This is a genomic window from Raineyella sp. (assembly GCF_034933565.1).
GTDB lineage: Bacteria > Actinomycetota > Actinomycetes > Propionibacteriales > Propionibacteriaceae > Raineyella.
On sequence record NZ_JAYFNG010000003.1, the window covers coordinates 34369 to 56095 of the forward strand.

Annotated in this window: 17 protein-coding genes, 1 pseudogene and 1 riboswitch; of the genes and pseudogenes, 9 read left to right on the top strand and 9 right to left on the bottom strand. The window is 70.9% G+C overall.

Going from position 1 to position 21727, the window contains the following annotated elements:
- Positions 1–281 precede the first annotated feature (281 nt).
- Entirely contained in the window at positions 282–1259 is a 978-nt protein-coding gene (locus VB059_RS01295; RefSeq protein ID WP_323420212.1) for a rhomboid-like protein, read from the top strand.
- Here VB059_RS01295 and VB059_RS01300 read toward each other — a convergent pair.
- From VB059_RS01300 to VB059_RS01310, 3 genes are all read right to left on the bottom strand, one after another.
- Positions 1198–2610 carry a D-arabinono-1,4-lactone oxidase gene (locus tag VB059_RS01300; RefSeq protein ID WP_323420213.1) on the bottom strand — a complete coding sequence of 471 codons (1413 nt, stop codon included), beginning with the start codon at positions 2608–2610 and terminating at the stop codon, positions 1198–1200. The two genes, VB059_RS01295 and VB059_RS01300, sit on opposite strands and share 62 nt — an antisense overlap.
- Positions 2611–2795: 185 nt before the next feature.
- Positions 2796–3380 carry a TMEM165/GDT1 family protein gene (locus VB059_RS01305; RefSeq protein ID WP_323420214.1) on the bottom strand — a complete coding sequence of 195 codons (585 nt, stop codon included), beginning with the start codon at positions 3378–3380 and terminating at the stop codon, positions 2796–2798.
- A gap of 253 nt (positions 3381–3633) precedes the next feature.
- Complete coding sequence (locus tag VB059_RS01310; RefSeq protein WP_323420215.1) at positions 3634–4098, bottom strand: carboxymuconolactone decarboxylase family protein; 465 nt, start codon at positions 4096–4098, stop codon at positions 3634–3636.
- Positions 4099–4409: 311 nt separating this feature from the next.
- Between VB059_RS01310 and ahpC the strand changes: the two genes are divergently transcribed.
- From ahpC to VB059_RS01325, 3 genes are all read left to right on the top strand, one after another.
- Positions 4410–4973, top strand: a complete 564-nt coding sequence (gene ahpC, locus VB059_RS01315; protein WP_323420216.1) for an alkyl hydroperoxide reductase subunit C — start codon at positions 4410–4412, stop codon at positions 4971–4973.
- A gap of 210 nt (positions 4974–5183) precedes the next feature.
- The gene (ahpF, locus tag VB059_RS01320; protein ID WP_323420217.1) at positions 5184–6764 is read left to right on the top strand and encodes an alkyl hydroperoxide reductase subunit F; all 1581 of its coding nucleotides are present in this window, start codon (positions 5184–5186) and stop codon (positions 6762–6764) included.
- Positions 6765–6913: 149 nt separating this feature from the next.
- The gene (locus VB059_RS01325) at positions 6914–7828 is read left to right on the top strand and encodes a LysR substrate-binding domain-containing protein (protein ID WP_323420218.1); all 915 of its coding nucleotides are present in this window, start codon (positions 6914–6916) and stop codon (positions 7826–7828) included.
- Between the two features lie 314 nt (positions 7829–8142).
- Here VB059_RS01325 and VB059_RS01330 read toward each other — a convergent pair whose 3' ends face one another.
- From VB059_RS01330 to VB059_RS01355, 6 genes are all read right to left on the bottom strand, one after another.
- A complete protein-coding gene (locus tag VB059_RS01330; RefSeq protein WP_323420219.1) occupies positions 8143–8685 on the bottom strand; it encodes a hypothetical protein in 543 nt (180 codons plus the stop codon).
- A 716-nt stretch (positions 8686–9401) separates the two neighbouring features.
- Positions 9402–10286: a C40 family peptidase gene (locus VB059_RS01335; protein ID WP_323420220.1), complete on the bottom strand. Its 885-nt coding sequence runs from the start codon at positions 10284–10286 to the stop codon at positions 9402–9404.
- 2 nt (positions 10287–10288) lie between these two features.
- Positions 10289–10449, bottom strand: a riboswitch (cyclic di-AMP (ydaO/yuaA leader).
- Positions 10450–11087: 638 nt separating this feature from the next.
- Positions 11088–12023 carry a hypothetical protein gene (locus VB059_RS01340; protein WP_323420221.1) on the bottom strand — a complete coding sequence of 312 codons (936 nt, stop codon included), beginning with the start codon at positions 12021–12023 and terminating at the stop codon, positions 11088–11090.
- 3 nt (positions 12024–12026) lie between these two features.
- The gene (gene glmM / locus VB059_RS01345; RefSeq protein ID WP_323420222.1) at positions 12027–13385 is read right to left on the bottom strand and encodes a phosphoglucosamine mutase; all 1359 of its coding nucleotides are present in this window, start codon (positions 13383–13385) and stop codon (positions 12027–12029) included.
- A 145-nt stretch (positions 13386–13530) separates the two neighbouring features.
- Positions 13531–14754 carry a UDP-N-acetylglucosamine pyrophosphorylase gene (locus VB059_RS01350; protein ID WP_323420223.1) on the bottom strand — a complete coding sequence of 408 codons (1224 nt, stop codon included), beginning with the start codon at positions 14752–14754 and terminating at the stop codon, positions 13531–13533.
- Between the two features lie 44 nt (positions 14755–14798).
- Positions 14799–15428: a TetR/AcrR family transcriptional regulator gene (locus VB059_RS01355; protein WP_323420224.1), complete on the bottom strand. Its 630-nt coding sequence runs from the start codon at positions 15426–15428 to the stop codon at positions 14799–14801.
- A 248-nt stretch (positions 15429–15676) separates the two neighbouring features.
- Between VB059_RS01355 and VB059_RS01360 the strand changes: the two genes are divergently transcribed.
- The 5 genes and pseudogenes from VB059_RS01360 (at position 15677) to VB059_RS14500 (ending at position 20750) form a co-directional block, all read left to right on the top strand.
- Positions 15677–16864, top strand: coding sequence for a thiolase family protein (locus VB059_RS01360; protein WP_323420225.1), 1188 nt, complete (start codon positions 15677–15679; stop codon positions 16862–16864).
- On the top strand, positions 16861–17829 hold the full coding sequence (locus VB059_RS01365; protein WP_323420226.1) for a 3-hydroxyacyl-CoA dehydrogenase family protein: 969 nt from the start codon (positions 16861–16863) through the stop codon (positions 17827–17829). The genes VB059_RS01360 and VB059_RS01365 overlap by 4 nt, the downstream gene beginning before the upstream one ends.
- Before the next feature lie 104 nt (positions 17830–17933).
- Complete coding sequence (locus VB059_RS01370; protein WP_323420227.1) at positions 17934–19202, top strand: acyl-CoA dehydrogenase family protein; 1269 nt, start codon at positions 17934–17936, stop codon at positions 19200–19202.
- A 42-nt stretch (positions 19203–19244) separates the two neighbouring features.
- Positions 19245–19952 (top strand): annotated as a pseudogene (locus VB059_RS14495) (CoA transferase subunit A); the annotation flags it as partial.
- 153 nt (positions 19953–20105) lie between these two features.
- A complete protein-coding gene (locus tag VB059_RS14500; RefSeq protein ID WP_416339470.1) occupies positions 20106–20750 on the top strand; it encodes a 3-oxoacid CoA-transferase subunit B in 645 nt (214 codons plus the stop codon).
- The last annotated feature ends 977 nt before the right edge of the window (positions 20751–21727 follow it).

Below are 21727 nucleotides of genomic sequence, written 5' to 3' on the forward strand. Positions count from 1 at the left end.
GGGGACTTCTGGGTGCTCGGCCCCGACCGGTTCCGGGTCGGTTCCGGGATCCTCCCCGCCACACAGCAACCGCATGGGAACCTCTCATCCCCGACCTGCCCATCGTGGCCACCATGGACTCGTCCGATCCACCGGACGGTTCTGATCCACCACATCGCGTCGGTCCAGCACATCGCCTCGATCCACCACATCGCCTCGGTCCAGCGCATCGTCCCGATCCACTGGGTCGTTCGGCCCGCCACGTCCTTCCGGTCCGCCACATCGACTCGCGGGAGTCTCCCATGGTCACACTCGTCGTCGCCCTCGCCATCGGCCTGGTCACCTTCGCCTCCGCGCGCGACTGGCCGGGGACGCGCCGCCTGCACGCCCTGTGGCTGCACCACGGCCCGGCGATCATCGGGTACGTATGCAGCGCCCCGGCGACCTTCGTGACGCTGGCCGTGCTCGGCGTGACCACCTGGATCCTCGCCGGCGCCGGCAGCCGGGTGAGCCTGGCCCTGCTGCGCGACATGAGCACCAACCTGCACCAGCTGCGGCAGGAACCGATGACGGTGCTGGTCCGCAGCGCGTTCTGGGCCACCCCGGTCGAGATGGTCGGCTGGCTGGTCCTGTTCACCCTGATCGCGGCGCCGATCGAACGCTGGATCGGCACCCGCGCCTGGCTGCTGGTCTTCTGGGTCGGTCACATCGGCGCCACCCTGCTGGTCGCGGTGCTGCTCACGGTCGGGGTCAGTTCCGGGCGGGTCCCGACGACCGTGGCGAACACCATCGACGTCGGCGCCAGCTACGCGTTCTTCTGTCTCGCCGCGGTCGGCACGTACGGACTGCGGGGCCGGTGGCGGATCGCCTGGGCCGCGCTGATCGTGGCGTACGTGGCGCAGGCCGCGTTCACCTCGCCGGGCTTCACCTCGCTCGGGCACACGGTCGCGGCACTGATCGGTTTCGCGATCGGCCCGGTGTTCCTGCGCCGGCCGGCGGCGACCGGCTGGCCGGTGGCGGGTCTCGAGGCCCTCGGGGCGCGGGCTGCCGGACGACTCACTGCCCGCCGGCGGCGGTCCGCGACCGCCCGTCCGGTGCCGGACCCGCAGCCGGTGTCCGGGCCCGTGACGCCGCCCCGATCGGTGGCGAGCACAGCGTCGATGATGGCGACCTCGGCGCCGACGGTGGCGAGCGCGGTGCCACGGGAGGTCCCGGGGGTCAGCCTGCCGTCGCGGGGCGTACGGGTCGGTGCCGGAGCAGGTCCGCGACCTGAGGGCTGAGGAACCGGCCCTGCGGATCGAGCCGCGACCGGACCGTCCGGAACTCCTCGAAGCGGGGCAGCGCGGTGAGATCGAACAGGTCGGCGTCGAAGTACTTGCCCCAGTGCGGCAGGCCGCCGAGGGCCGCCAGCTCCCGCTGGATCTCGCCGAGCAGCTCGACCGAGCCGTCCGGCACCGACCCGTCGGGGCGCTGGTAGACGACGAACCCGAACCACACCACCTCGCGTCCGAAGGCCGAGGACAGCCAGGCCCGGCTCGGCCCGGTCGGGCGCAGGATGACCGGGTAGTGCATCCGGAACGGCGATGCGGTGATCACCCGGGCCAGGGCCACCGCCGCTTCGTCGAACCGGTCGAGCGGGACGCCCACTTCCATGTTGATCTGCGGTGCCGGGATGCCGTTGCGGAAGATCTCCACCAGATCACCGGTGGTGTCCGAGTAGTCGAAGAACCGCCCGACCGTACGTTGCGGGGCCGCATCGTCGTCATGCTCGCCGGTGTCGTCGCCGAGCCGGGCCCGGGTGGCCTCGAGGATGGGGTTGAGGTCCGTGTGCGGCGCGTCGGAGTGCGCTGCGGTGGCTCCGTCGGCCACCCGGTGCGATCCCTGCGGTCCCTGCAGGTCCGACGATCCGGACGGGTCCGGTGATCCCGGCGATCCGAGTGGACGGACCTCCCAGACGTGGGCGCGATCCTCCTCGACCCACCACCAGGCCTTCACCTGGGTCGAGCGGCGGTTCCAGGCCGCGAAACCCTCGCGCAGCTCGCCGCCCGAGGTCGTGTACTTGGCGCAGTGGTAGCGGCTGTTGGGCCGTACGGCCAGGGTCACCCGGGTGAGGACGCCGAGGCTGCCCAGGTGCAGCAGGAACGCCCCGTACTCCTCGTCATCGGCCGTCACCTCGTGCTCGGCACCGTCCGCCCCGACGTACGCCACCGCGAGCACCGCGTCGGCGAGCAGGCCCTCGCCCAGACCCTGCGCGTGGGTGCCGGTGCCGAGCGCGCCGGCGACGGTCTGCTCGGTGATCACCGGCGGGCAGACCGGCAGCGTCAGGCCCCAGTCGCGGACGTGCTCCCACACCTCGGTGAGGGTGCAGTCGGCGGTAACGGTGACCGCGTCACGATCGAGCCGGATCACGCGCGGCCCGGCGCTGCGCAGGTGGAGCGCGATCGCATCGGTGCCGTCGATCAGCGTCGGGTAGCTGAACCGCGAGCCGAGCACCTGCACCCGGCTGCCGGGGTGGGCGGTGAGCAGCTCGGCGATCCCGTCGGCACCCGCCACGGCGTACGAACGCTCCGGCCGGGCCAGGGTCGCGGTCTCGCACCAGTTGCGGGTGGGGAGGTCGACGGGCGTGGTCACCGCAGCATCATGCCACCCGGGGGCCGGCCGGGTCCCGGTGCTGCGCCATGGCGTGATACGCCCGGCGGGATCGCGTGACATACCCGGGCGGGATCGCGTGGCACGCCCGGCGGGATCGCATGGCACACCGGCGGGCTGGCGTGACATACCCGGCGGCTGGCATGGCACGCTGAGGCCGTACGGGTTCAGCCGCCGAAGACCCCGGTGCCCTCGCCGATCAGCGCCAGGCCGAAGAGGACGAACAGGGCGGCCGCGCCGTACTTGATCGCCTTCTCCGGGAGCTTCCGCTTCAGGATGAAGCCGACCAGGATCGCCAGGGCATCGGCGGCGACCATGCCGATGGTCGAGCCGACCCAGGTCCAGAACCAGTTCTCCTGGGTGGCCAGGGTGATGGTGGCCAGCATCGTCTTGTCGCCGAGCTCGGCCAGGAAGAACGCGCTGCCGACGGCGACGAGCGAGAACCCCTTGGCGTTGCGAGCCTTGTCGGCCTCTGCCTCGGTGAGCTCGTCGCCGCGCAGGGTCCACACCGCGAACGCCAGGAATGCGATGCCCGCCACGATGGCGATGCCGCCCTGCCACTGGGCGAACACGTCGCCGATGAAGAAGCCGATGCCGACCGACACCAGGTGCACGATCGCCGTGGCGATGCTGATGCCGATCAGCACGTCGCGGGGGCGGTAGCGGGCGGCGAAGGTCATCGCCATCAGCTGGCTCTTGTCGCCGAGTTCGGCGACGAAGATGACGGCGATGCTGAGGAGCAGGGCGTTCACAGGGATCCTCTCCGGGCGCGGCCGCAGGCAGCCCGGAACAGGGATGACTCCGACCGTCCCCGTCCGATGGGTGGGGTGAGCGGTCGAAAGTCTCGTCCGCCATCATCGATGGCCCGTCGTGCCGGGCAAGAGCCAGTGTGTCGACACGACTGTTGGGGACTACTCCCTTTCGGTCGCCCACCCTACCCGGTCGGCGTCCGCCGGCGTGAATCGTCGGCGGACGTCACGCGTGTGGGTCGGTCGTCGGCGGACCTCACTCGCGTGGGCGGACCGGATGCTCACTGAGGATCGAGATGCGGTTGTAGACGTTCATCCGGATCGCCACCCATTGCAGGGCCGAGTACTGCGCGTCGGTCAGTGCCGCGCGGGCCCGGGCCAGTTCGGCCCTGCGCAGCTCCGGGTCGGGCAGCTCGGTCGCCGCCTCGCCGATGGTGAGGGCGGCCCGCTCGAGGTCGGAGAACAGCTCGTCGGCCTCCCGCCAGCTCGGCAGTACGGAGAGCTGCTGCGCCGTGATGCCCAGTTGGAGGGCCTTGCGACCGTGCACGTCGAGGCAGTACGCGCAGCCGTTGAGTTGGGAGATGCGCACGCTCATCAACTCGATCACTGCCGGGTGCAGGCCGGCGTCCCGGGCCGATCCGGCGATCCGGGCGGACCAGGTGTTGGTGGCGGCCCAGTTCTCCGGGTCGGCCTTGTCCAGGTAGAACCTTCCAGAAGCCATGATCCATCCTCGGTCAGGAGCGTGCCTCCAGGCTATCCGTCCGGTCCATCGTCCGGTCGGACGTCCGGTCCGCCCGGCAGAGGCGAGAGTCCTGTCGACCGGGCAAGGGCCCGCCGTCCGGTACGACCGAGCCCCGATCAGACGACATGCATCCTGACCCACACCGAATGGCGTGGGCCAAGGTCAGGTCGATAGGCGGAGCCTATGGTCCGATCCACAGGTTCGATCGAAAATGCCTATCGATCTGACTTTTTGCGATATAGACTCTGTATTGCATTCAGCAAGCCACCTAGTTCAAAGGGGTTCACCCGATGTCGCTCATGAACACCAAGATCCTGCCGTTCACCACGCAGGCCTTCCACCAGGGGAAGTTCGTCGAGGTCTCCGACAAGGACACCGTCGGCAAGTGGTCCGTCTTCTTCTTCTACCCGGCCGACTTCACCTTCGTCTGCCCGACCGAGCTCGGTGACATGGCCGACCACTACGAGGAGCTGCAGAAGCTCGGCGTCGAGGTCTTCTCCGTGTCGACCGACTCGCACTTCGTCCACAAGGCCTGGCACGACTCCTCCGAGGAGGTCGGCAAGATCCAGTACTACATGCTGGGCGACTCGAACGGCACCATCACCAACAACTTCGACAACATGCGTCCGGGCGCCGGCCAGGCCGACCGCGCGACCTTCCTGGTCGATCCCGAGGGCACCATCCAGTACATCGAGACGACCGCCGAGGGCATCGGCCGTGAGGCCGGCCAGCTGATCCGCAAGATCAAGGCCGCCCAGTACGTCGCCGCCCACCCGGGCGAGGTCTGCCCGGCCAAGTGGGAAGAGGGCGAGAAGACCCTCACCCCGGGCATCGACCTCGTCGGCAAGATCTGATCTGCCCCCGTCCGATCGATCCGATCGGGCCCGCCCGGAGACGCTCCGGGCATGTGCAGAGGTGAACGGTGGGCGCCCGGTCCGACCGGGCGCCCACCGGCCGTTCACCCCGCTCCCTCCTCAAACCCCGCCCCGGCCGTCCGATCGGGGCCCTTTCGCCCGGGCGCGTCACCAGCGCGCCGCCCGTCGACCCGACACTCGGAGGATCCCATGCTCGACGCCACCCTCAAGACCCAGCTGCAGGAGCAGTACCTGACGAAGATCACCGAGCCCGTCGAGCTCGTCAGCTCCCTGGACGACCGTCCGAAGTCGCGTGAGCTGGCCGAGTTGCTCGACGAGATCGCCGGCCTGTCGGATCTGGTCACCCACGTCCGCGCCGACGACGACGAGCGTCGCCCCTCCTTCGCCATCACCCGGCCGGGGGCGGACATCTCCATCCGGTTCGCCGGCATCCCGATGGGCCACGAGTTCAGCTCGTTGGTCCTGGCGCTGCTGCAGGTCGGTGGCGTGCCGGTCAAGGAGGACGCCGAGACGATCGCGGCGGTCAAGGACCTCGACGGTGACTACGAGTTCGTCACGTACATGTCGCTGACCTGCCAGAACTGCCCGACGGTCGTCCAGGCGCTGAACGCGATGGCCGTCCTGAACCCGCGGATCAAGCACGTCGCCGTCGAGGGGTCGCTCTTCCAGGACGAGGTCGAGGAGCGGCGCATCCTCGCCGTCCCGACCATCTACCTGAACGGGGAGGAGTGGGGCTCCGGGCGGACCGACATGAAGCAGTTCGTCGAGCGCCTCGACCACCACGCCGCGGCCCGCACCGCCGACAAGCTCAACGCGCGCGCCCCGTACGAGGTGCTCGTCATCGGCGGCGGCCCGGCCGGTGCCGCGGCGGCGATCTACGCCGCCCGCAAGGGCATCCGCACCGGCATGGCGTGCGACCGCATCGGCGGCCAGGTGCTCGACACGATGGCCATCGAGAACCACATCTCGCAGGTCTACACCGAGGGCCCCAAGCTCGGCGCCGCGTACGGCGAGCACATGAGCGCGTACGACATCGACCAGATCGCCGGTGTCCGGGCCTCCCGGCTGGTCCCGGGCCTCGACGGCGAGCTGCACACCGTCGAGTTCGACGGCGGCGGGCGCCTGCAGGCCCGCACCGTCATCCTGGCGACCGGCGCCCGGTGGCGTACGCTGGGCGTCCCCGGTGAGGCCGACTACCGCAACAAGGGCGTCTCGTTCTGCCCGCACTGTGACGGCCCGCTGTTCAAGGGCAAGCCGATCGCCGTGGTCGGCGGCGGCAACTCCGGGGTCGAGGCCGCCATCGACCTGGCCGGTGTCACCGAACACGTGACCGTGGTCGAGTTCCTCGATCAGCTGAAGGCCGACGATGTCCTGCTGCGCAAGCTGGACAGCCTGCCCAACACCGACGTCGTCACCTCCGCGCGGACCACCGAGGTCGACGGCGACGGTGCGCAGATGACCGGGCTGCAGTACGAGGACCGCCGGACCGGCGAGCTGCACACCCTGGCGGTCGACGGCGTCTTCGTCCAGATCGGCCTGCTGCCCAACACCGAGTGGCTGAAGGGCTCGGTCGAGCTGACGCCGCGCGGCGAGATCGTCATCGACGAGAAGGGCGCGACGAGCATCCCCGGCATCTACGGCGCCGGCGACTGCACCACCGTCCCGTTCAAGCAGATCGTCATCGCCGAGGGGTCCGGCGCCACGGCGGCGCTGAGCGCCTTCGAGCACATGATCCGCACCTCGGCGCCGGTGGCCGCGGCGGCACGCTGACCGTACGCGCGTCGCACAACGGACGCGCTGACCGTATGAGCACTTGAGCGTACGGACGTCGAGCGTACGGATGTCGAGCGTACGGACGTCGAACGGCGGGTGGCACCGATCTGGGGGGTCGGTGCCACCCTCTCGCGGAGGAGGACCCGATGAACCTGCGTGACCTGGAGTATCTGGTGGCGCTGCATGTGCACCGCCACTTCGGGCGTGCGGCGGCGGCGTGCTTCGTCAGCCAGCCCACTCTGTCGACGCAGCTGCGCAAGCTGGAGTCCGAGCTCGGCGTGGTGCTGATCGAGCGCAGCTCACGTAGCGTCATCTTCACCGCGGTGGGCGAGGCGGTGGTCGTCCGGGCCCGTCGCATCCTGGCCGATGCGGAGGACATCCGTGCGCTGGCCCGGCAGGCCCGCAAGCCGCACGCGGGCACCATCCGGATCGGCCTGTTCCCGACCCTCGGGCCGTACCTGTTGCCGCACGTCGTGCCCGAGCTGCACAACCGCTTCCCGGGCCTGGAGATCCTCCTGGTCGAGGAGAAGACGGCGGTGCTGCTGGATGAGTTGCGCAGCGGTGCCCTCGACGCTGCGGCGGTGGCCCTGCCGGTCGTCGACGAGACCCTGCACATCGAACCGCTGTTCCGCGAGGACTTCATCTTCGCCGCGCCGGTGGGGGACGCGGTCGCCGAGGGCGACGGCCCTCTCGATCCCGAGGCGCTGGCCGGGGAGGACCTGCTGCTGCTCACCGAGGGGCACTGCCTGCGCGACCAGGCCCTCGAGATCTGCGCCGAGACCGGGGCGACCGAACATGTGGGCTTCCGGGCGACCAGTCTGGAGACACTGCGGCACATGGTCGCCGCGGGGGTGGGGGCGACTCTGCTGCCCGAACTGGCCGTCGCGCCGCCGGTGACCCCGAACCCGGGGATCGCCCTGCGGCGCTTCGCCGATCCCGCGCCGCACCGCGACATCGCCCTGCTGTGGCGTCGCACCAGCGTCTTCCGTGAACTGCTCCCGGAGATCGCCGCGGTGCTCCGCGACGTCCCGGGCGGCCTGGTGCGCCCGCTCGCCGCGTGACCACTTGCGCTGGCCGGGCGCCGCGTGGCCACTCACGTCCGACCGGGTGCATCCGACCGGGTCCATCCGACCGGGTCCATCCGACCGGGTGCGTCTGATTACTTGCGCTGGCCGGGTGCCATGTGACTACTTGTGCTGGCGGGGCGCCGCGTGGCCACTCACGGTCTGACCGGGCGCCCTCGCCGGCAGGAACAACAACCGCGGACCCCGAGCTCGGGGTCCGCGGTTGTGTCTACGCGGGTGGTGCGCTGTGAACGGTGCGCCGTCCGTGGGGGCGCGCTGTGGGGGGTGTGTCCGTCCGTGGGGCCGTGGGGTCAGGCTGTGGTGGAGGACTTGCTGCGCAGCGGGCCCCAGCCGAGGATGCCGAGGATGACGGCGATGACCACGAGGGCGATGCCGGCCCACAGGGCGATGGTCCCGACCAGCCACCAGGCGTACGCCGTCAGCAGCATGCCGCGCAGGGTGTCACCCATGAACAGGCTCTGCCGCAGGTCACCGAGCTTCTTGACCTGGGCCGGGTCGGCGTTGGTGTCCTTGGAGAGCGTCTGGTACTGGCCGGAGATCTCGTTGTAGGTCTTGCCGCTGCTCGAGGCGTTCATGTGCTCGAGGATGTAGTGGTTGGCGAAGGCCTCGGCCTTCGGGCCGTTGTCGAGCGGGGTGCCGGCGTACTTGGTCAGTGCGGCCTTCATGTCGTCGTTCGTGAGGGCAGCGCCGGCGGGCATGGTGATGCGCTCCGACGACAGCTGATTCTTCACGTATCCATGGGCCCAAGTGCCGCCGATGATGGCAGCGACACCCACGAGAACCAGCACGACGGCTGCCACGCGGCTCAGAACACCGTAGACGGTGCGTTCCATGATCGTTCCCTCTTCCTCTCCATTGGTTTGGGGGGTACGGATGAAAAGTACATCACCGTCAGAGGTAGTACGACGTTATGTAGGAGTCGATGCAGCTGTGTATTTGAATGTTCGACATTTCTGTGAGGGGGAGGTGGGTGACCCACGTAATGACGCCGTTTCGCCTGTACCCCCGAGGGGTATTCACAGGATTGAACGAGCGCCCCTGGTCACCCTCTGTGGTCACTCTCCCGGCGGTGTTGATGGCCTTGGTCGGTGGTCGGTGGTCGGTGGTCGGTGACCGATGGCTGATGGCTGATGGCTGATGGCTGGCGGCTGGCGGCTGGCGGCTGGCGGCGCAGGGGGTGGGGCGAGGTGACGGTTGCGCGTTGACCGACGATTCTCAGGACGGACGCCCTTCCTCGAGCAGGCCGACGGAGGAAGGGCGTCGAAGTTGGCGAACGTCGGCCTATGCGCGGTACGTCGGTCTACGTGGCTGCGTCAGCCAGGTTGCCCGGCCGCTGTCGCTGAATGCTGCGACGCCCCGGCATGATGACGCCGCCCAGGCAGGATGACGCCGCCCGCGGGTGTGACGATGCCCCGGACGTGACGCCGCCCAGGCAGGATGACGCCGCGGGTGTGACGATGCCCCGGACGTGAGGACGCCCCGGGCGTGACGATGCCCCCGGCGGAGTGCCGGGGGCATCGAGGAAGTTCCCGTGAAGCCGGAACGAGTGTCAGGCCACGGTGTAGTAACCGCTGACCGGCATCCAGCTGACCGGGTGCACCTGGGTGCCCTCGCGCGGGTTCAGGGCGGAGATCATCATGCCGTTGCCGACGTAGATGCCCACGTGGCCGCCGCCGTTCTGCAGCACCAGGTCGCCGGGCTGCGGGGTGCTGGTGCGCTTCAGGGCGCCGGGCTGGGCGTACGAGGTGCGCGGCAGGCTGACGCCCGCCTTGGCGTACACCCACTGGGTGAAGCCCGAGCAGTCCCAGGCGCCGAACTTGGTGCCGCCGTAGACGTAGGCGGAGCCGACGCCGCTGTAGGCGGCCTTGACGATCGAGGCGCGCGTGCCGGACAGCGAGGAGACGTCGACCGACGCCGTCGACTTCGTCGAGGTGGCGGTGGCCTTGGTGCCCGCCGGCGAGCTGCCGGACCGCGGGACGCCGTCGGTCAGGTAGCGGGTGGCGACCCAGCGCTTGGCGCCGTTGTAGTTGATCTCGGTCCAGCCGTCGGTCGTGACGCCGGTGGTGGTCACCGAGGTCCCCTTCGGCAGGGTGGTGACCCGGTTGTACTGGGTGCCGGCGCCGGTGCGGACGTTCAGCGCGACGGTGGTGTGGCGGGTCGTCGCGGAGCTCGAGGACGACGTGCTGCTGGTGACCGCGGCCATGGTGGTCGTCGTGGCACCGGCCGGGGCGGAGCCCTCGGCGTGTGCGGCGATCGGGGCGGCGCCGGCGCCACCGAGGGTGACGAGGCCGGCGACAGCAGCGATGCCGGCGCGGCGGGCTGCCGAGGTGTCGGTGTACCCGGCGCTGTGGGCGGCCAGGGAATGGGCGCGCCAAGTGCGGTTGGTGGCGGTGCCCGCGCTGCGGCGCGGCGTGATGGACAGGGACTGCGACATGGGGGGCCTCCGTACGCCTGCGAAGTGAGCTGTCGGGTTCGGGTGGGAGGCACCCGGCGTCAGGGGATGTGGTGGTCCCCGTCGGCTTCACCCCAAGGCCGACCTGGTGGGCCGGTCACAAGTGGTTCCCCCGCTTCTGCCTGGACGTTGATGACAACGGACACGAGCGGCGGCAGAACTAGGCGGACCGCCCGCGGCATGGACCCTGGATGCGACCACGCGATCGTCACGCTAACCCGACCGGCGACAAGATCACAAACCGATAACAGCCCAGGTGTCCGGGGTGGCGGGGTCCGGGGACTCCCGGAGGGGGGTGGTCAGGGGCCCCGGTGCCACCCTTGACTCCACCTTGCGCCGGACTGAATCCCCTTGCCGGACGCCTGTCGTGGCGACTTCGGGTGGCGGTCCCGCCCTGCCGGACGAACCTCAGGAAACCCTCAGGATGATGTGATGCGGATCACGAAATCGGGTCGCAGGGTCGGTCTGGATCACGGCACGGTCTCGCCCTGGTCTCTGAGCGGTCACGGCTCTCATGCCTTGGATCCGCGTCTCATGTTCCGGAGGCAGCAGGGACTCGTGTCCCGGAGGCGGCAGGAATCCGTCTTCTGGGGAGGGGGCTCGTGTCCCGGAGGTAGCACGAACTCGTCTTCTGGGGAGGGGGCTCGTGTCCCGGAGGTAGCACGAACTCGTCTTCTGGGGGAGGGGACTCGTGTCCCGGAGGCGGCGCCTCGTGGACGCAGGGCCTGGTCCGGCCGTGTGGCGTCCCGACCGACCCCAGTGGGTCCGTCGGGCGCGTGCCGCTCAGCGGAACTCCTCGGACTCCTCGGCCGTGTAGAACAACCCCATGTCGTCGTCGCACAGCTCGTCGTCGCGGACGGCGAGCAGGCGCTGCTGCTGGGCCGCCCGGGTCTCGGTGGCGGCCCGGGCCACCCGGTGCAGCCGGTCGACCACCCCGGCGTCCGCCAGCACCTGCTTGCCGGCCCGGAACAGCGCCTCGTCACCGGTCAGCAGCCGGCTCTCCGCCCACACCTTGCAGGCCACCATGTCGTGGAAGTCGCCCAGCGCGGTCTGGCGCCGCAACGTCGACAGCGGCTTGACGATGTAGTCCAGCTCCTCGCGGAAGCCCGGATTGCGCAGGTAGAAGTACTTCTTGGCATAGATCGCCTCGTCCAGTGCGGTGGCGAGCCCGTCGGGGGCGTCGTCGGCCACCAGGACGACGATGTCGAGGTCGGAGCCCTGCACCAGGATCCCGGTGGACCGCTCGGGGCGGAGCACGTCGTGCGCCATCCCGTAGACGATGTCGCCGGCGATCGCGACGCAGAAGTGCCCGGCGAGCTGCGGGTCGGCGAGGAACGGACGGGTGATGTCGGCCATGATCCGGCGGGCCGTGTAGAGCTTGCGCCGGCTGACCTGCTCGATGTGATCGGCCAGCGCGGCCGCCGCCTCGTCGAGCGCCTCCGGCCGGTCGGCCGGCCCCACCACGGTATAGGTGAGGAACTCACGCAGGATCGAGGGGGAGAGCCGTACGTACCCGTCGAGCTTGATGTCGAGGCGTACGTAGCGCTTCCCGATCACCCGGTGGGCGAGTCGCTCGTCGCCCAGACAGGCCTTCCACAGCGGGAAACCGGCCGCTCCCAGCGCCTCGTGCAGCTGGGAGCCGGTCAGCGGCCCGCGGAAGGAGGTCGCCCGCAGCGCCCGGTCCGCCAGCTCGGTGAGGACCGGGTCGAGGGAGGACATCGCTCAGCCGATGGTGGCGCGGACGGTGTCCGCGATCGACGCGGCGTAGCGAGCGGTCAGCTCCTTGGTCGGCCCCTCCACCATCACCCGGCAGAGGTTCTGCGTGCCGGAGTAGCGCACCAGCACCCGGCCCTTGCCGGCCAGGTCGGTCTCGGCCTGCTCGATGGCGGCGACCAGCGCCGGGACGGTGTCGATGGCGGGCTTGCGCTGCACGTCGATGTTCACCAGCACCTGCGGGAAGACGTCCATTGCGGCGGCCAGCTCGGACAGCGGCTTGCCGGTCTTCAGCATCGTCGCCACCACCTGGAGGGCGGTGAGCTCGCCGTCGCCGGTGGTGTGGTGGTCGAGGAAGATGACGTGGCCGGAGTCCTCGCCGCCCAGGTTGGCCCCGAGGCGGCGCATGTCCTCGAGCACGTAGCGGTCGCCGACCTTGGCGGCATGGTGCTTGTAGCCGTACTTCTCGCAGGCCACGGTCATGCCCAGGTTGCTCATCACGGTCGAGACGAGCAGGTCGTTCCTGAGCCGGCCCTCGGCGTGCAGCTGGTTGGCGCAGACGACGAGGATCTGGTCGCCGGTGATCTCGTTGCCCAGCTCATCGACGGCGATCAGCCGGTCGCCGTCACCGTCGAAGGCGAGCCCGACGTTCGCGCCGTTCGCCAGCACCGCGGCCCGCAGGTCCTGGGTGTGCTGGGAGCCGCAGTCGGCGTTGATGTTGTAGCCGTCCGGCTCGTCGTGGATCACCGTGACCTGGGCGCCGAGCTCGCGGAAGATGGCCGGGCCGACCTGGTAGGTGGCGCCGTTGCCAGTGTCGAGGACGACCTTGAAGCCCTCCATCGACAGCTCTCGGGGGAAGGTGTTCTTCAGGAAGACGGTGTAGCGGCCGACGGCGTCCTCGAGCCGGTGGGCGCTGCCGAGGTCATGCGCGGCGGCCGCCAGGGAGTCCAGCCGGTCACCGAGGATGAGCTCCTCGATCTCGTGCTCGTCCTCGTCGGAGAGCTTGTAGCCGGTGCCGGCGAAGACCTTGATGCCGTTGTCCTGGTACGGGTTGTGCGAGGCGGAGACGACGAACCCGGCGTCGGCGCGCATCGACTCGGTCATGTACGCGATGCCGGGGGTCGGCAGCACGCCGACCCTCTCGACATTGCCGCCCATCGAGGTGACGCCCGCCACCAGTGCGCTCTCCAGCATGTCGCCGGAGATCCGGGTGTCCTTGCCGATGACGATCCGCACCCGGTGCGCGGCAGGCTTGTCCCGGCGCACCACGTGCGTGACGGCCTGGCCCAGACGGAAGGCGGTGATCGCGTCCATCGGATATCGGTTGGCCTCGCCGCGGATGCCGTCGGTGCCGAACAACTTGCCCATCTGCTGTGTCTCCTTCTGCTGCCGGGTCTTCGCCCGACGTGATCTTGTCACCCGGGGCCGGGACGTCTGCCGGGGGTCCACCGGACGTGTGTCGCCGCGGGACGGGTGCCCGGCGCGGCCGCCGGGCACCCGTCACCGGGCGATCTCAAGCGGTCTCGAACAGGCCCATGTCGGGGACCGGCCCCGCGGCCCGGGTGCAGGTGTCGTCGATGATCGCCTGCAGCCAGCCGGTGCCCGCCTCCTTCGCCGCGGTGTCCAGCGCCTGGACGGCGGCGATGTACGGGGTGCCGGCCACCGCCGCGGTGGCGAGCGGCGCGGCCAGTGCCTCGGGGACGATCAGCAGCGGTGCCGGTATCCGGTCCGGCGTGCAGGCCTCGAGCAGCTCGGCCCGGTGCTCGACCAGCTGGCGGCGGCCCTCGGTGTCCGGGGCGATCGTCGTGATCAGGGCGGCCAGGCGCTTCGTACGCTCCTCGCGGGCGGACTCCAGCATCTCCAGCGCCCCCTCCAGCACCAGCTCGCCGAACTCCTGGGCGGCGAAGAACGGCCGGCGGACCCCGCGGTACCACGCCTCGAGCGCGAGCAGGTTGGCGACGTAGCCGATGTTCTTCTCCAGCAGTGGCGCGAGCCGCTTGTAGCGGCGCGGCGTGTTGGGGCGGCGGATCCCGTCGGTCGGCGGGGTGAGGACCAGCAGGCCGTCCTCCCGGACGTCGTCGCGCAGGATCGATCCGGCGCCGACCACGGTGCCGAAGCCGACCTGGACCGGCCCGACCGTGCCGCCCTGGCCGCCGAGGAAGATCGGTGGCTGGTCGAGCATCACCCCGCGCGGCACGTCGCCGAACAGCGAGGCGGTGGTCTTGTTGCCGTCCGGGGTGAAGTTGAAGTGGATGTAGGAGGAGCCGACCTCGCTGTGGTGGCGGCGGCTGGTGCCGCCGGCCATCAGGACGTCGCAGAAGTTGATCAGGCTGCCCAGCGTGACGAACGGGAACAGGATCGTCTGCTTCAGCCCGACCGTGTGGGCGCCACCGGCCTGCTCCTCGAGGAGGGTGCCCTCCCGGACATGGGCGCCGAGCGCCATCGAGGCGGCCTCCAGGAAGACGGAGCGGGAGAAGTAGCCACCCTTGAGGCGTACGTCCGGGCCCAGTCGGCAGTCCTGCAGGGTGACCGGGGCCTCCTCACCGAGCTGGACCCCGGCGGAGATGACGGTCGAGGCGCCATGGATCCGGCAGCCCGGGTGGATCGTCACGCCGTCGGCGGAGATCCGGTCGACATCGACGTCGTCGCCGATGTCGATGCTCCACGGGTTGGGGATGTCGACGCCGCGTTCGATGAGTTGTATGGCCTTGTCGAAGCCGCGTGGCTTCCCCTGCATGGACGATCCTCCCCCTGGCGGCGGTGCGCCGGCCGGGACTGAGTCTAACCGGCGGTGCCCGGGTCGGGCAGCCCCATCGTCCGGCGGGCCAGCAGGACGTACGTCGCGGCGAGCTCCTCCGGGGCGATCGGGCCGCTGATGTGGTACCAGGTGGCGACCGCGGTGCACATCGTGATCACCGCGCGCCCGGCCTCGCGGGCCGCTGTCGCCGGGAAGTCCCCGCGCGCGACGCAGTCGGCGACCGCGGCGTAGAGCAGCCCCTCCTGCTCGTCACGCATCCCCACCAGGCGTTCCCGGTGGGCCGGCTCCAGGGCCCGCAGCTCGCTGGCCGCGACGAACGCCTCGTCGCGGCGGTGGGCGTGGAACAGCACCAGGCTCTCCACCACGGCGTCGAACCGGCGCAGCGGATCGTCACCGGCCCGGTCGACCGCCGCCCGGGTCCGGGTGAGCAGGTCGCCGATGGCCTGCTCCATCACCGCCGCGAGCAGCTCCTGCTTGGAGGCGTAGTGGTGGTAGAGCCCCGGCACCGACAGGCCCACCGCGGCGGCGATCGTCCGGATCGTCGTGCCGTGGTAGCCCTGCCCGGCGAAACAGGTCAGCGCCCCGCGCAGCAACGGCGGAAAGGTCTCGCGACCGAAATCACGCCAGTCGTCCGGCCGGTCGGAATCGTCCACGGTGGCTCCTCGGGGGTGGGGGTCCTGTGATCGTACGGGCCGCGACCGCCCCGCCGGGTGTCCGCTCATGGCGGCAGATGTGACCTGCTTGACATGCCTTGTGTTCCGGGTCACACTCTTGCTACCGAGCGATCGCTCGGTAGGTCCGGGGTCCGACCCCCGAGACGTGGCCGGTCCCGGTGACGCAGTCAGCCCCGGTGACCGACCGGACCACGACGGGCCCCGACCCGTCCGACGAACGGAGTGAGATGACACAGAGGGACAGAGTGGTCCTGCTGGGAGGCGCCCGGACACCCATCGGCTCGTACGGCGGCTGCCTGCGTGAGGTCCCCGCCCACGAGCTCGGCGCCGCCGCGGTCCGCGAGGCCTTGGCCCGCACCGGCACCGCCCCCGACCGGGTCGATGAGGTCGTGATGGGCTGCATCGGCCAGGTCGGCCCGGACTCCTACAACGCCCGCCGGGTGACGCTGGCCGCTGATCTGCCGGTGAGCACCCCCGCGTACAACGTGAACCGGCTGTGCGGCAGCGGCCTGCAGGCCGTGTGGTCGGCCGCCCAGCGGATCGTCTGGGGCGCCGCCGATGTGGTGGTCGCCGGCGGCAACGAGTCGATGTCGCGGATGCCGTTCCTCGAGTACGGCTCCCGGGGGAACAATCGGCTGGGCGACCGTACGCTGCTCGACGGCACGGTCGCGATGCTGACCGACCCGTTCAGCAACCAGCACATGGGGGTCACCGCCGAGAACGTCGCCGCCCGCTACGGCGTCGACCGGGCCGCCCAGGACGAGTTCGCCCTGGAGAGCCAGCGGCGGGCCGCCACGGCCGCGGCGCAGGCGGCGTTCGCCGAGGAGATCACCGCGGTGACCGTCTCCGGCCGCCGGCCCGTCGTGGTCGACACCGACGAGCATCCCCGCCCCGACACCACCCTGGACCGGCTCGGTTCGCTGCGCCCGGTCTTCCGCGAGGGTGGCACCGTCACCGCCGGCAACGCCTCCGGCGTCAACGACGGCGGGGCCGCCCTGGTGCTGGCCCGGGAGTCGGCTGCCCTCGACCACGGACAGCGTCCGCTGGCCACCCTCGAGGAGGTGACGGTCGCGGCGATGGAGCCCGAGCTGATGGGCTACGCGCCGGTGCATGCCCTGGCGAAGCTGTGGGACGCGACCGGTCTGACCCCTGCCGATGTGGACGTGATCGAGCTGAACGAGGCCTTCGCCGCCCAGGCGGTCGCGGTGATCCGCGACGCCGGGCTCGACCCGGAGCGGACGAACCCCTACGGCGGCGCGATCGCCATGGGCCACCCGGTCGGCGCCAGCGGGGCGATCCTCACCCTGCGCGCCGCCCTCGACCTGACCCGCCGCGACCTGGAGTACGCGGTGGTCTCCCTGTGCATCGGCGGCGGGCAGGCCATCGCCGCACTGTTGAGGAGGTACGACGCATGACCATCGGACTCGAGCACCACGCCGCCACCGGCACGGTCCCCGGCAGCGCCCCTGGCCCTGCCACCGGCACCGACAGAGTGCCCGCCATCGGCAGCGGCACCGTCCGGCCGATCGACCGGATCGGTGTCATCGGCGCCGGCTCGATGGGCCGCGGGATCGCCGAGACCGCCCTGCGCGGCGGCCTGCCGGTGACGCTCTGTGACACCACCGGGAGCGCGCTCGCCTCGGCCCGGCGCACCATCGAGAAGGGCCTGCTCAAGTCGGTCGACAAGGGCACCCTTGAGGCCGGGCAGGTCGAGCCGATGCTGGCCCTGCTGACCACCACCGCCACGACGGCCGATCTGGCCGGCCAGCCGCTGGTCGTCGAGGCCGTCCCCGAGCTCGTCGACCTCAAGCATGCCGTGCTCGGCGCCGTCGAGGAACTGCTGGACGCGGACGCCGTACTGGCCTCCAACACCTCCTCGATCCCGATCTCCACCCTCGCCGGGCGGCTGCGTCGGCCGGAGCGCTTCCTCGGCCTGCACTTCTTCATCCCGGTGCCGCGGATGGACCTGGTCGAGGTCATCCCCTCCCTCGCCACCGCGCCGGAGGTCACCGCGGCGGCCCGCGATCTCGCCGGCAACCGGCTGGGCAAGATCGCGGTGGTCGTCGGGGACAGCCCCGGCTTCCTCGTCAACCGGCTGCTGGTGCCGTACGTGATGGCCGGGGTGCGGATGTACGAGGCCGGCTACGCCTCGGCCGAGGACATCGACACCGCCATGAAGCTCGGCGCCGGGCACCCGATGGGCCCGCTGGAGCTGTGCGACCTGATCGGCCTCGACATCATCCGCGATGCCGGTGACGCGATCTGGGCCGAGACCCGCGACCCTGCGGCCGTCGTCCCCGGCGTCCTGCGCCGGATGTGCGACCTCGGCCGCCTCGGCCGCAAGACCGGTCGCGGCTTCCACGACTACACCGACCGCTGACCGACCGATCCCGACCTCCGCCCACCGCTGACCGACCGACCCACTGGATGCCCCCCTGCACCGACCCACGCTCGATCACCCCACCACTGGAAGGAACGACAACGATGTCTGCTCCCGCCGTCACCCGCACCACTTCCACCTCGACCACCGCCACCTCGATCGCCTCATCCACCCCCACCGCGGCCGCCTCCACTGCGACCGTGGCCGCAGCGGGCCCGACCACCGACTTCTATGACGTCTTCGCCGATGTGGCCGGCGCGGACCGGGCGGCCTGGGACCGTGCCCGTACGCTCGCCGACGACGCGTTCCCGGATGTCAATGAGGCCTGGGAGAAGGCCGAGTATCCGCTGCACCTGGTCCGCCGGATGGGCGAGCTGGACCTGCTCGCCGACGGTGTGCCGGTCCCGGGCGGCAGCGCGCCACTGTCGCCGCTCGCCGCCGGCCTGGTCAACATGGAGGTGGCCCGGATCGACGGGTCGCTGGCGACCGTCACCGCCGTCCAGGGCGGCCTCACCATGCGCTCCCTGCACCTGCTCGGCTCGCCCGAGCAGCAGGAGGAGTGGCTCGGCCCGCTCGCCCGGGCGGAGAAGCTCGGTGCCTTCGGCCTCACCGAGCCGGCGCACGGCTCCGACGCCGTCGGCCTGGAGACCAGTGCCGTACGCTCCGGCGACGGGTGGGTGCTGAACGGCCAGAAGCGCTGGATCGGCAACGGGTCGGTCGGCGACATGACGATCATCTGGGCCCGCAACGAGGAGGGGAAGGTCAACGGGTTCGTCGTCCCGCAGGACGCCCCCGGCTACGCCGCGGAGACGATCACCGGCAAGGTCAGCCTGCGCGGCATCCCGCAGGCGCTGATCACCCTCACCGACGTGTGGGTGCCCGACGCGGCCCGGCTGCCACATGCGCACTCGTTCCGGGACGTGTCCCGGGTGCTGATGGCCACCCGGGCCGGGATCGCCTGGGCCGCACTCGGGCACGCCACCGCCTGCTACGAGGCGGCGCTGGCCCATGCCGGCACCCGGGTGCAGTTCGGCCGGCCGCTGGCGTCCTACCAGCTGGTCCAGGACCGGCTGGCCACCATGCTCGGCTCGCTGGTCACCATGCAACTGCACTGCCGGCGGATCGCCGACCTCGACACCGCCGGCCGGCTGCGCCCCGAACAGGCCTCGATGGCCAAGGTGCAGTGCACCCGGGCGGCCCGTACGGTCGCCGCCGACGCCCGCGACCTGCTCGGGGGCAGCGGCATCCTGCTCGAGAACCATGTGATCCGCCACCTGGCCGACCTCGAGGCCCTGCACACGTACGAGGGCACCGACTCGGTGCAGTCGTTGATCATCGGACGATCCATCACCGGCGTCGGCGCGTTCGCCTGAGCCCGGGCACCCGTCACCGGAACCACAGAGGAGCTGACAGACATGGACAAGGTCGTCCCCACTGCCGCCCAGGCCGTCGCCGACATCCCTGACGGTGCGGTGATCTCCGTGGGTGGCTTCGGCTGCTGCGGATCCCCGCACGTGCTCATCGGCGCCCTGCTGGACCAGGGCGCCACCGACCTGCGGGTCGTCTCCAACAATCCCGGCGCCCAGAGTGCCGGCGAGGACATCTCGCTGGGCCGGCTCGTCAGCGCCGGGCGGATCAGCCGGTTCACCGGGTCGTACGTGTCCTCGAACCACGAGTTCGAACGGCAGTACCTGACCGGCCGGATCGAGTTCGAGCCCGTCCCGCAGGGCACCCTGGCCGAGAAGATGCGGGCCGGCGGAGCGGGCATCCCCGCCTTCTGGACCGCGTCGGGCACCGGCTCGCCGGTCGGCGAGGGCGGCCTGCCGCTGCTGCACGACGAGACCGGGGCGGTCGTCAAGGTCTCCGCGCCGAAGGAGACCCGCCGGATGACCTTCCGGGGCGAGGACCGCGAGTTCGTCCTGGAGGAGTCCGTCACCACCCAGTACGGCCTGGTCCGGGCCTGGAAGGGGGACCGGCACGGCAACCTGGTCTTCCGCCGCTCGGCAGCCAACTTCAACCCGCTCGCGGCCCAGTGCGCCACCATTGCGATCGCCGAGGTCGAGGAGCTGGTGGAGCCCGGCGAACTGCGCCCCGAGGAGATCCACCTGCCCGGCATCTACGTCCACCGGGTGGTGCCGCTCACCCCGGCCCAGGCCGCCGACAAGCCGATCGAGTTCCGCCACGTACGCTCCCGCGAGGCCGAGCGCGGCTCGGGCGCGGGGGCTGCGGGGGCGGGCGTCGAGGGATCGCGGACGTACGGCCTGACCCGGGAGCAGATGGCCGCCCGTGCCGCGGCCGAACTGCACGACGGCGACTACGTCAACCTCGGCATCGGCATCCCCACCCTGGTCGCCGGGCAGATGCCGGACGGGGTGGAGGTCGTCCTGCAGTCGGAGAACGGCGTCCTCGGGCTCGGGCCGGCACCGTACGACGACGAGGTGGACGCCGACCTGATCAACGCCGGCAAGATCACCACGACGATGCGGGTCGGGGCCTGCACCTTCGACTCGGCCACCAGCTTCGGGATGATCCGCGGCGGCAAGATCGATGTCGCCGTGCTGGGCGCGATGCAGGTCAGCGCCACCGGTGACATCGCGAACTGGATGATCCCGGGCCGCAAGGTGACCGGCATGGGCGGTGCGATGGACCTGGTGCAGGGCGCCCGCAGGATCATCGCGCTGATGGAACACGTCACCAAGGACGGCGAGCCCCGCATCCTCCCGGAGTGCGCGCTGCCGCTGACGGCTCGCGGGGCGGTGGACACCATCATCACCGACCTGTGCGTCCTGGACGTCACGCCCACCGGCCTGGTGCTGCGCGAACTGGCACCGGGGGTCACGGTCGCCGATGTCCGGGCCCGGACCGGGGCGCCGTTCACCGTCGCTGCGGCACTGGAAGAGCCGGAGCGGCTGTCCGCCTGAGGTGGTCGGCTGTGCCCGGTCGGCCGTGCCCGGTCGCCCGAGCTGCCCAGTCTGGTCGGCTGTGCCCGGTCGGCCGTGCCCGGTCGCCCGAGCTGCCCGGTCTGGTCGGCTGTGTCCGGTCGGCCGTGCCCGGTCGCCCGAGCTGCCCGGTCTGGTCGGCTGTGTCCGGTCGGCCGTGCCCGGTCGCCCGAGCTGCCCGGACTGGTCGGCTGAGCCGCGTCGGTGGGGGCAGTCGCCCGCGCTGTCCGCCTGACCGGGTCGGCTGGGGTGTCTGCCTGGGCCGGCCGAGCCCGGTCAACGCCGGGGGCGCAGCTGGTCGGCATCGGGTTGCGGGATCGAGGGTGCGATCCCGCAGCCCGATGCCGGTTGCGTTGCTGCGGTGGTCTGCAAGCTGCTGCGGTGGTCTGCAAGCTGGTGCGGTGGTCTGCAAGCTGGTGCGGTGGACTGCAAGATGCTGCGGTGGTCTGCAACTGGTTGCTTGATGAGGCAGAATGCCGACGGTGCCGGCATCGACCGACCTTGTTCGTGTTGGTCGATGTTGCTGAAGTTGTGCGACGGAGCTCCGGCGGCAGATGCGAGGAAGGGGAGCGTCCTCGAGGTACGTCGGTCTGTGCGGGGGGCATCGGCCGGGCCCAGGCATCGGCCGGGCCCAGGGGTTGGCCGGGCCCAGGGGCTGGCCGGGCCCAGGGGTTGGGCGGGTCCAGGGTTGGGCGGGTCCAGGGCTGGGCCGGGACAACCGGTTGGTCTGGGCGATGGGGTCGCCGGGACCGCGTGTCGGCCGGGGGATTCGGCCAGGGGACGGGTGGCCAGGGCCACGTCTGGGCCACCTTCGCCTGCGGTGGCCGATGTTGTTCGTGTTGGTCGACGTTGCTGAAGTTGTGCGACGGAGCTCCGGCGGCAGATGCGAGGAAGGGGAGCGTCCTGGAGGTACGTCGGCCTGTGTGGGGGCATCGGCCGGGCCCAGGGGTTGGCCGGGT

What these genes read in the sequence shown, in the direction of transcription:
- VB059_RS01325 (WP_323420218.1), top strand. Translation starts at nt 6,914, where the DNA reads ATGAACCTGCGTGACCTGGAGTATCTGGTGGCGCTGCATGTGCACCGC.
- VB059_RS14500 (WP_416339470.1), top strand. Translation starts at nt 20,106, where the DNA reads ATGGCCGCCCGTGCCGCGGCCGAACTGCACGACGGCGACTACGTCAAC.
- VB059_RS01335 (WP_323420220.1), bottom strand. Translation starts at nt 10,286, where the DNA reads ATGTCGCAGTCCCTGTCCATCACGCCGCGCCGCAGCGCGGGCACCGCC.
- glmM (WP_323420222.1), bottom strand. Translation starts at nt 13,385, where the DNA reads ATGGGCAAGTTGTTCGGCACCGACGGCATCCGCGGCGAGGCCAACCGA.
- VB059_RS01360 (WP_323420225.1), top strand. Translation starts at nt 15,677, where the DNA reads ATGACACAGAGGGACAGAGTGGTCCTGCTGGGAGGCGCCCGGACACCC.
- VB059_RS01365 (WP_323420226.1), top strand. Translation starts at nt 16,861, where the DNA reads ATGACCATCGGACTCGAGCACCACGCCGCCACCGGCACGGTCCCCGGC.
- VB059_RS01340 (WP_323420221.1), bottom strand. Translation starts at nt 12,023, where the DNA reads ATGTCCTCCCTCGACCCGGTCCTCACCGAGCTGGCGGACCGGGCGCTG.
- ahpC (WP_323420216.1), top strand. Translation starts at nt 4,410, where the DNA reads ATGTCGCTCATGAACACCAAGATCCTGCCGTTCACCACGCAGGCCTTC.
- VB059_RS01350 (WP_323420223.1), bottom strand. Translation starts at nt 14,754, where the DNA reads ATGCAGGGGAAGCCACGCGGCTTCGACAAGGCCATACAACTCATCGAA.
- VB059_RS01330 (WP_323420219.1), bottom strand. Translation starts at nt 8,685, where the DNA reads ATGGAACGCACCGTCTACGGTGTTCTGAGCCGCGTGGCAGCCGTCGTG.
- VB059_RS01310 (WP_323420215.1), bottom strand. Translation starts at nt 4,098, where the DNA reads ATGGCTTCTGGAAGGTTCTACCTGGACAAGGCCGACCCGGAGAACTGG.
- ahpF (WP_323420217.1), top strand. Translation starts at nt 5,184, where the DNA reads ATGCTCGACGCCACCCTCAAGACCCAGCTGCAGGAGCAGTACCTGACG.
- VB059_RS01295 (WP_323420212.1), top strand. Translation starts at nt 282, where the DNA reads ATGGTCACACTCGTCGTCGCCCTCGCCATCGGCCTGGTCACCTTCGCC.
- VB059_RS01370 (WP_323420227.1), top strand. Translation starts at nt 17,934, where the DNA reads ATGTCTGCTCCCGCCGTCACCCGCACCACTTCCACCTCGACCACCGCC.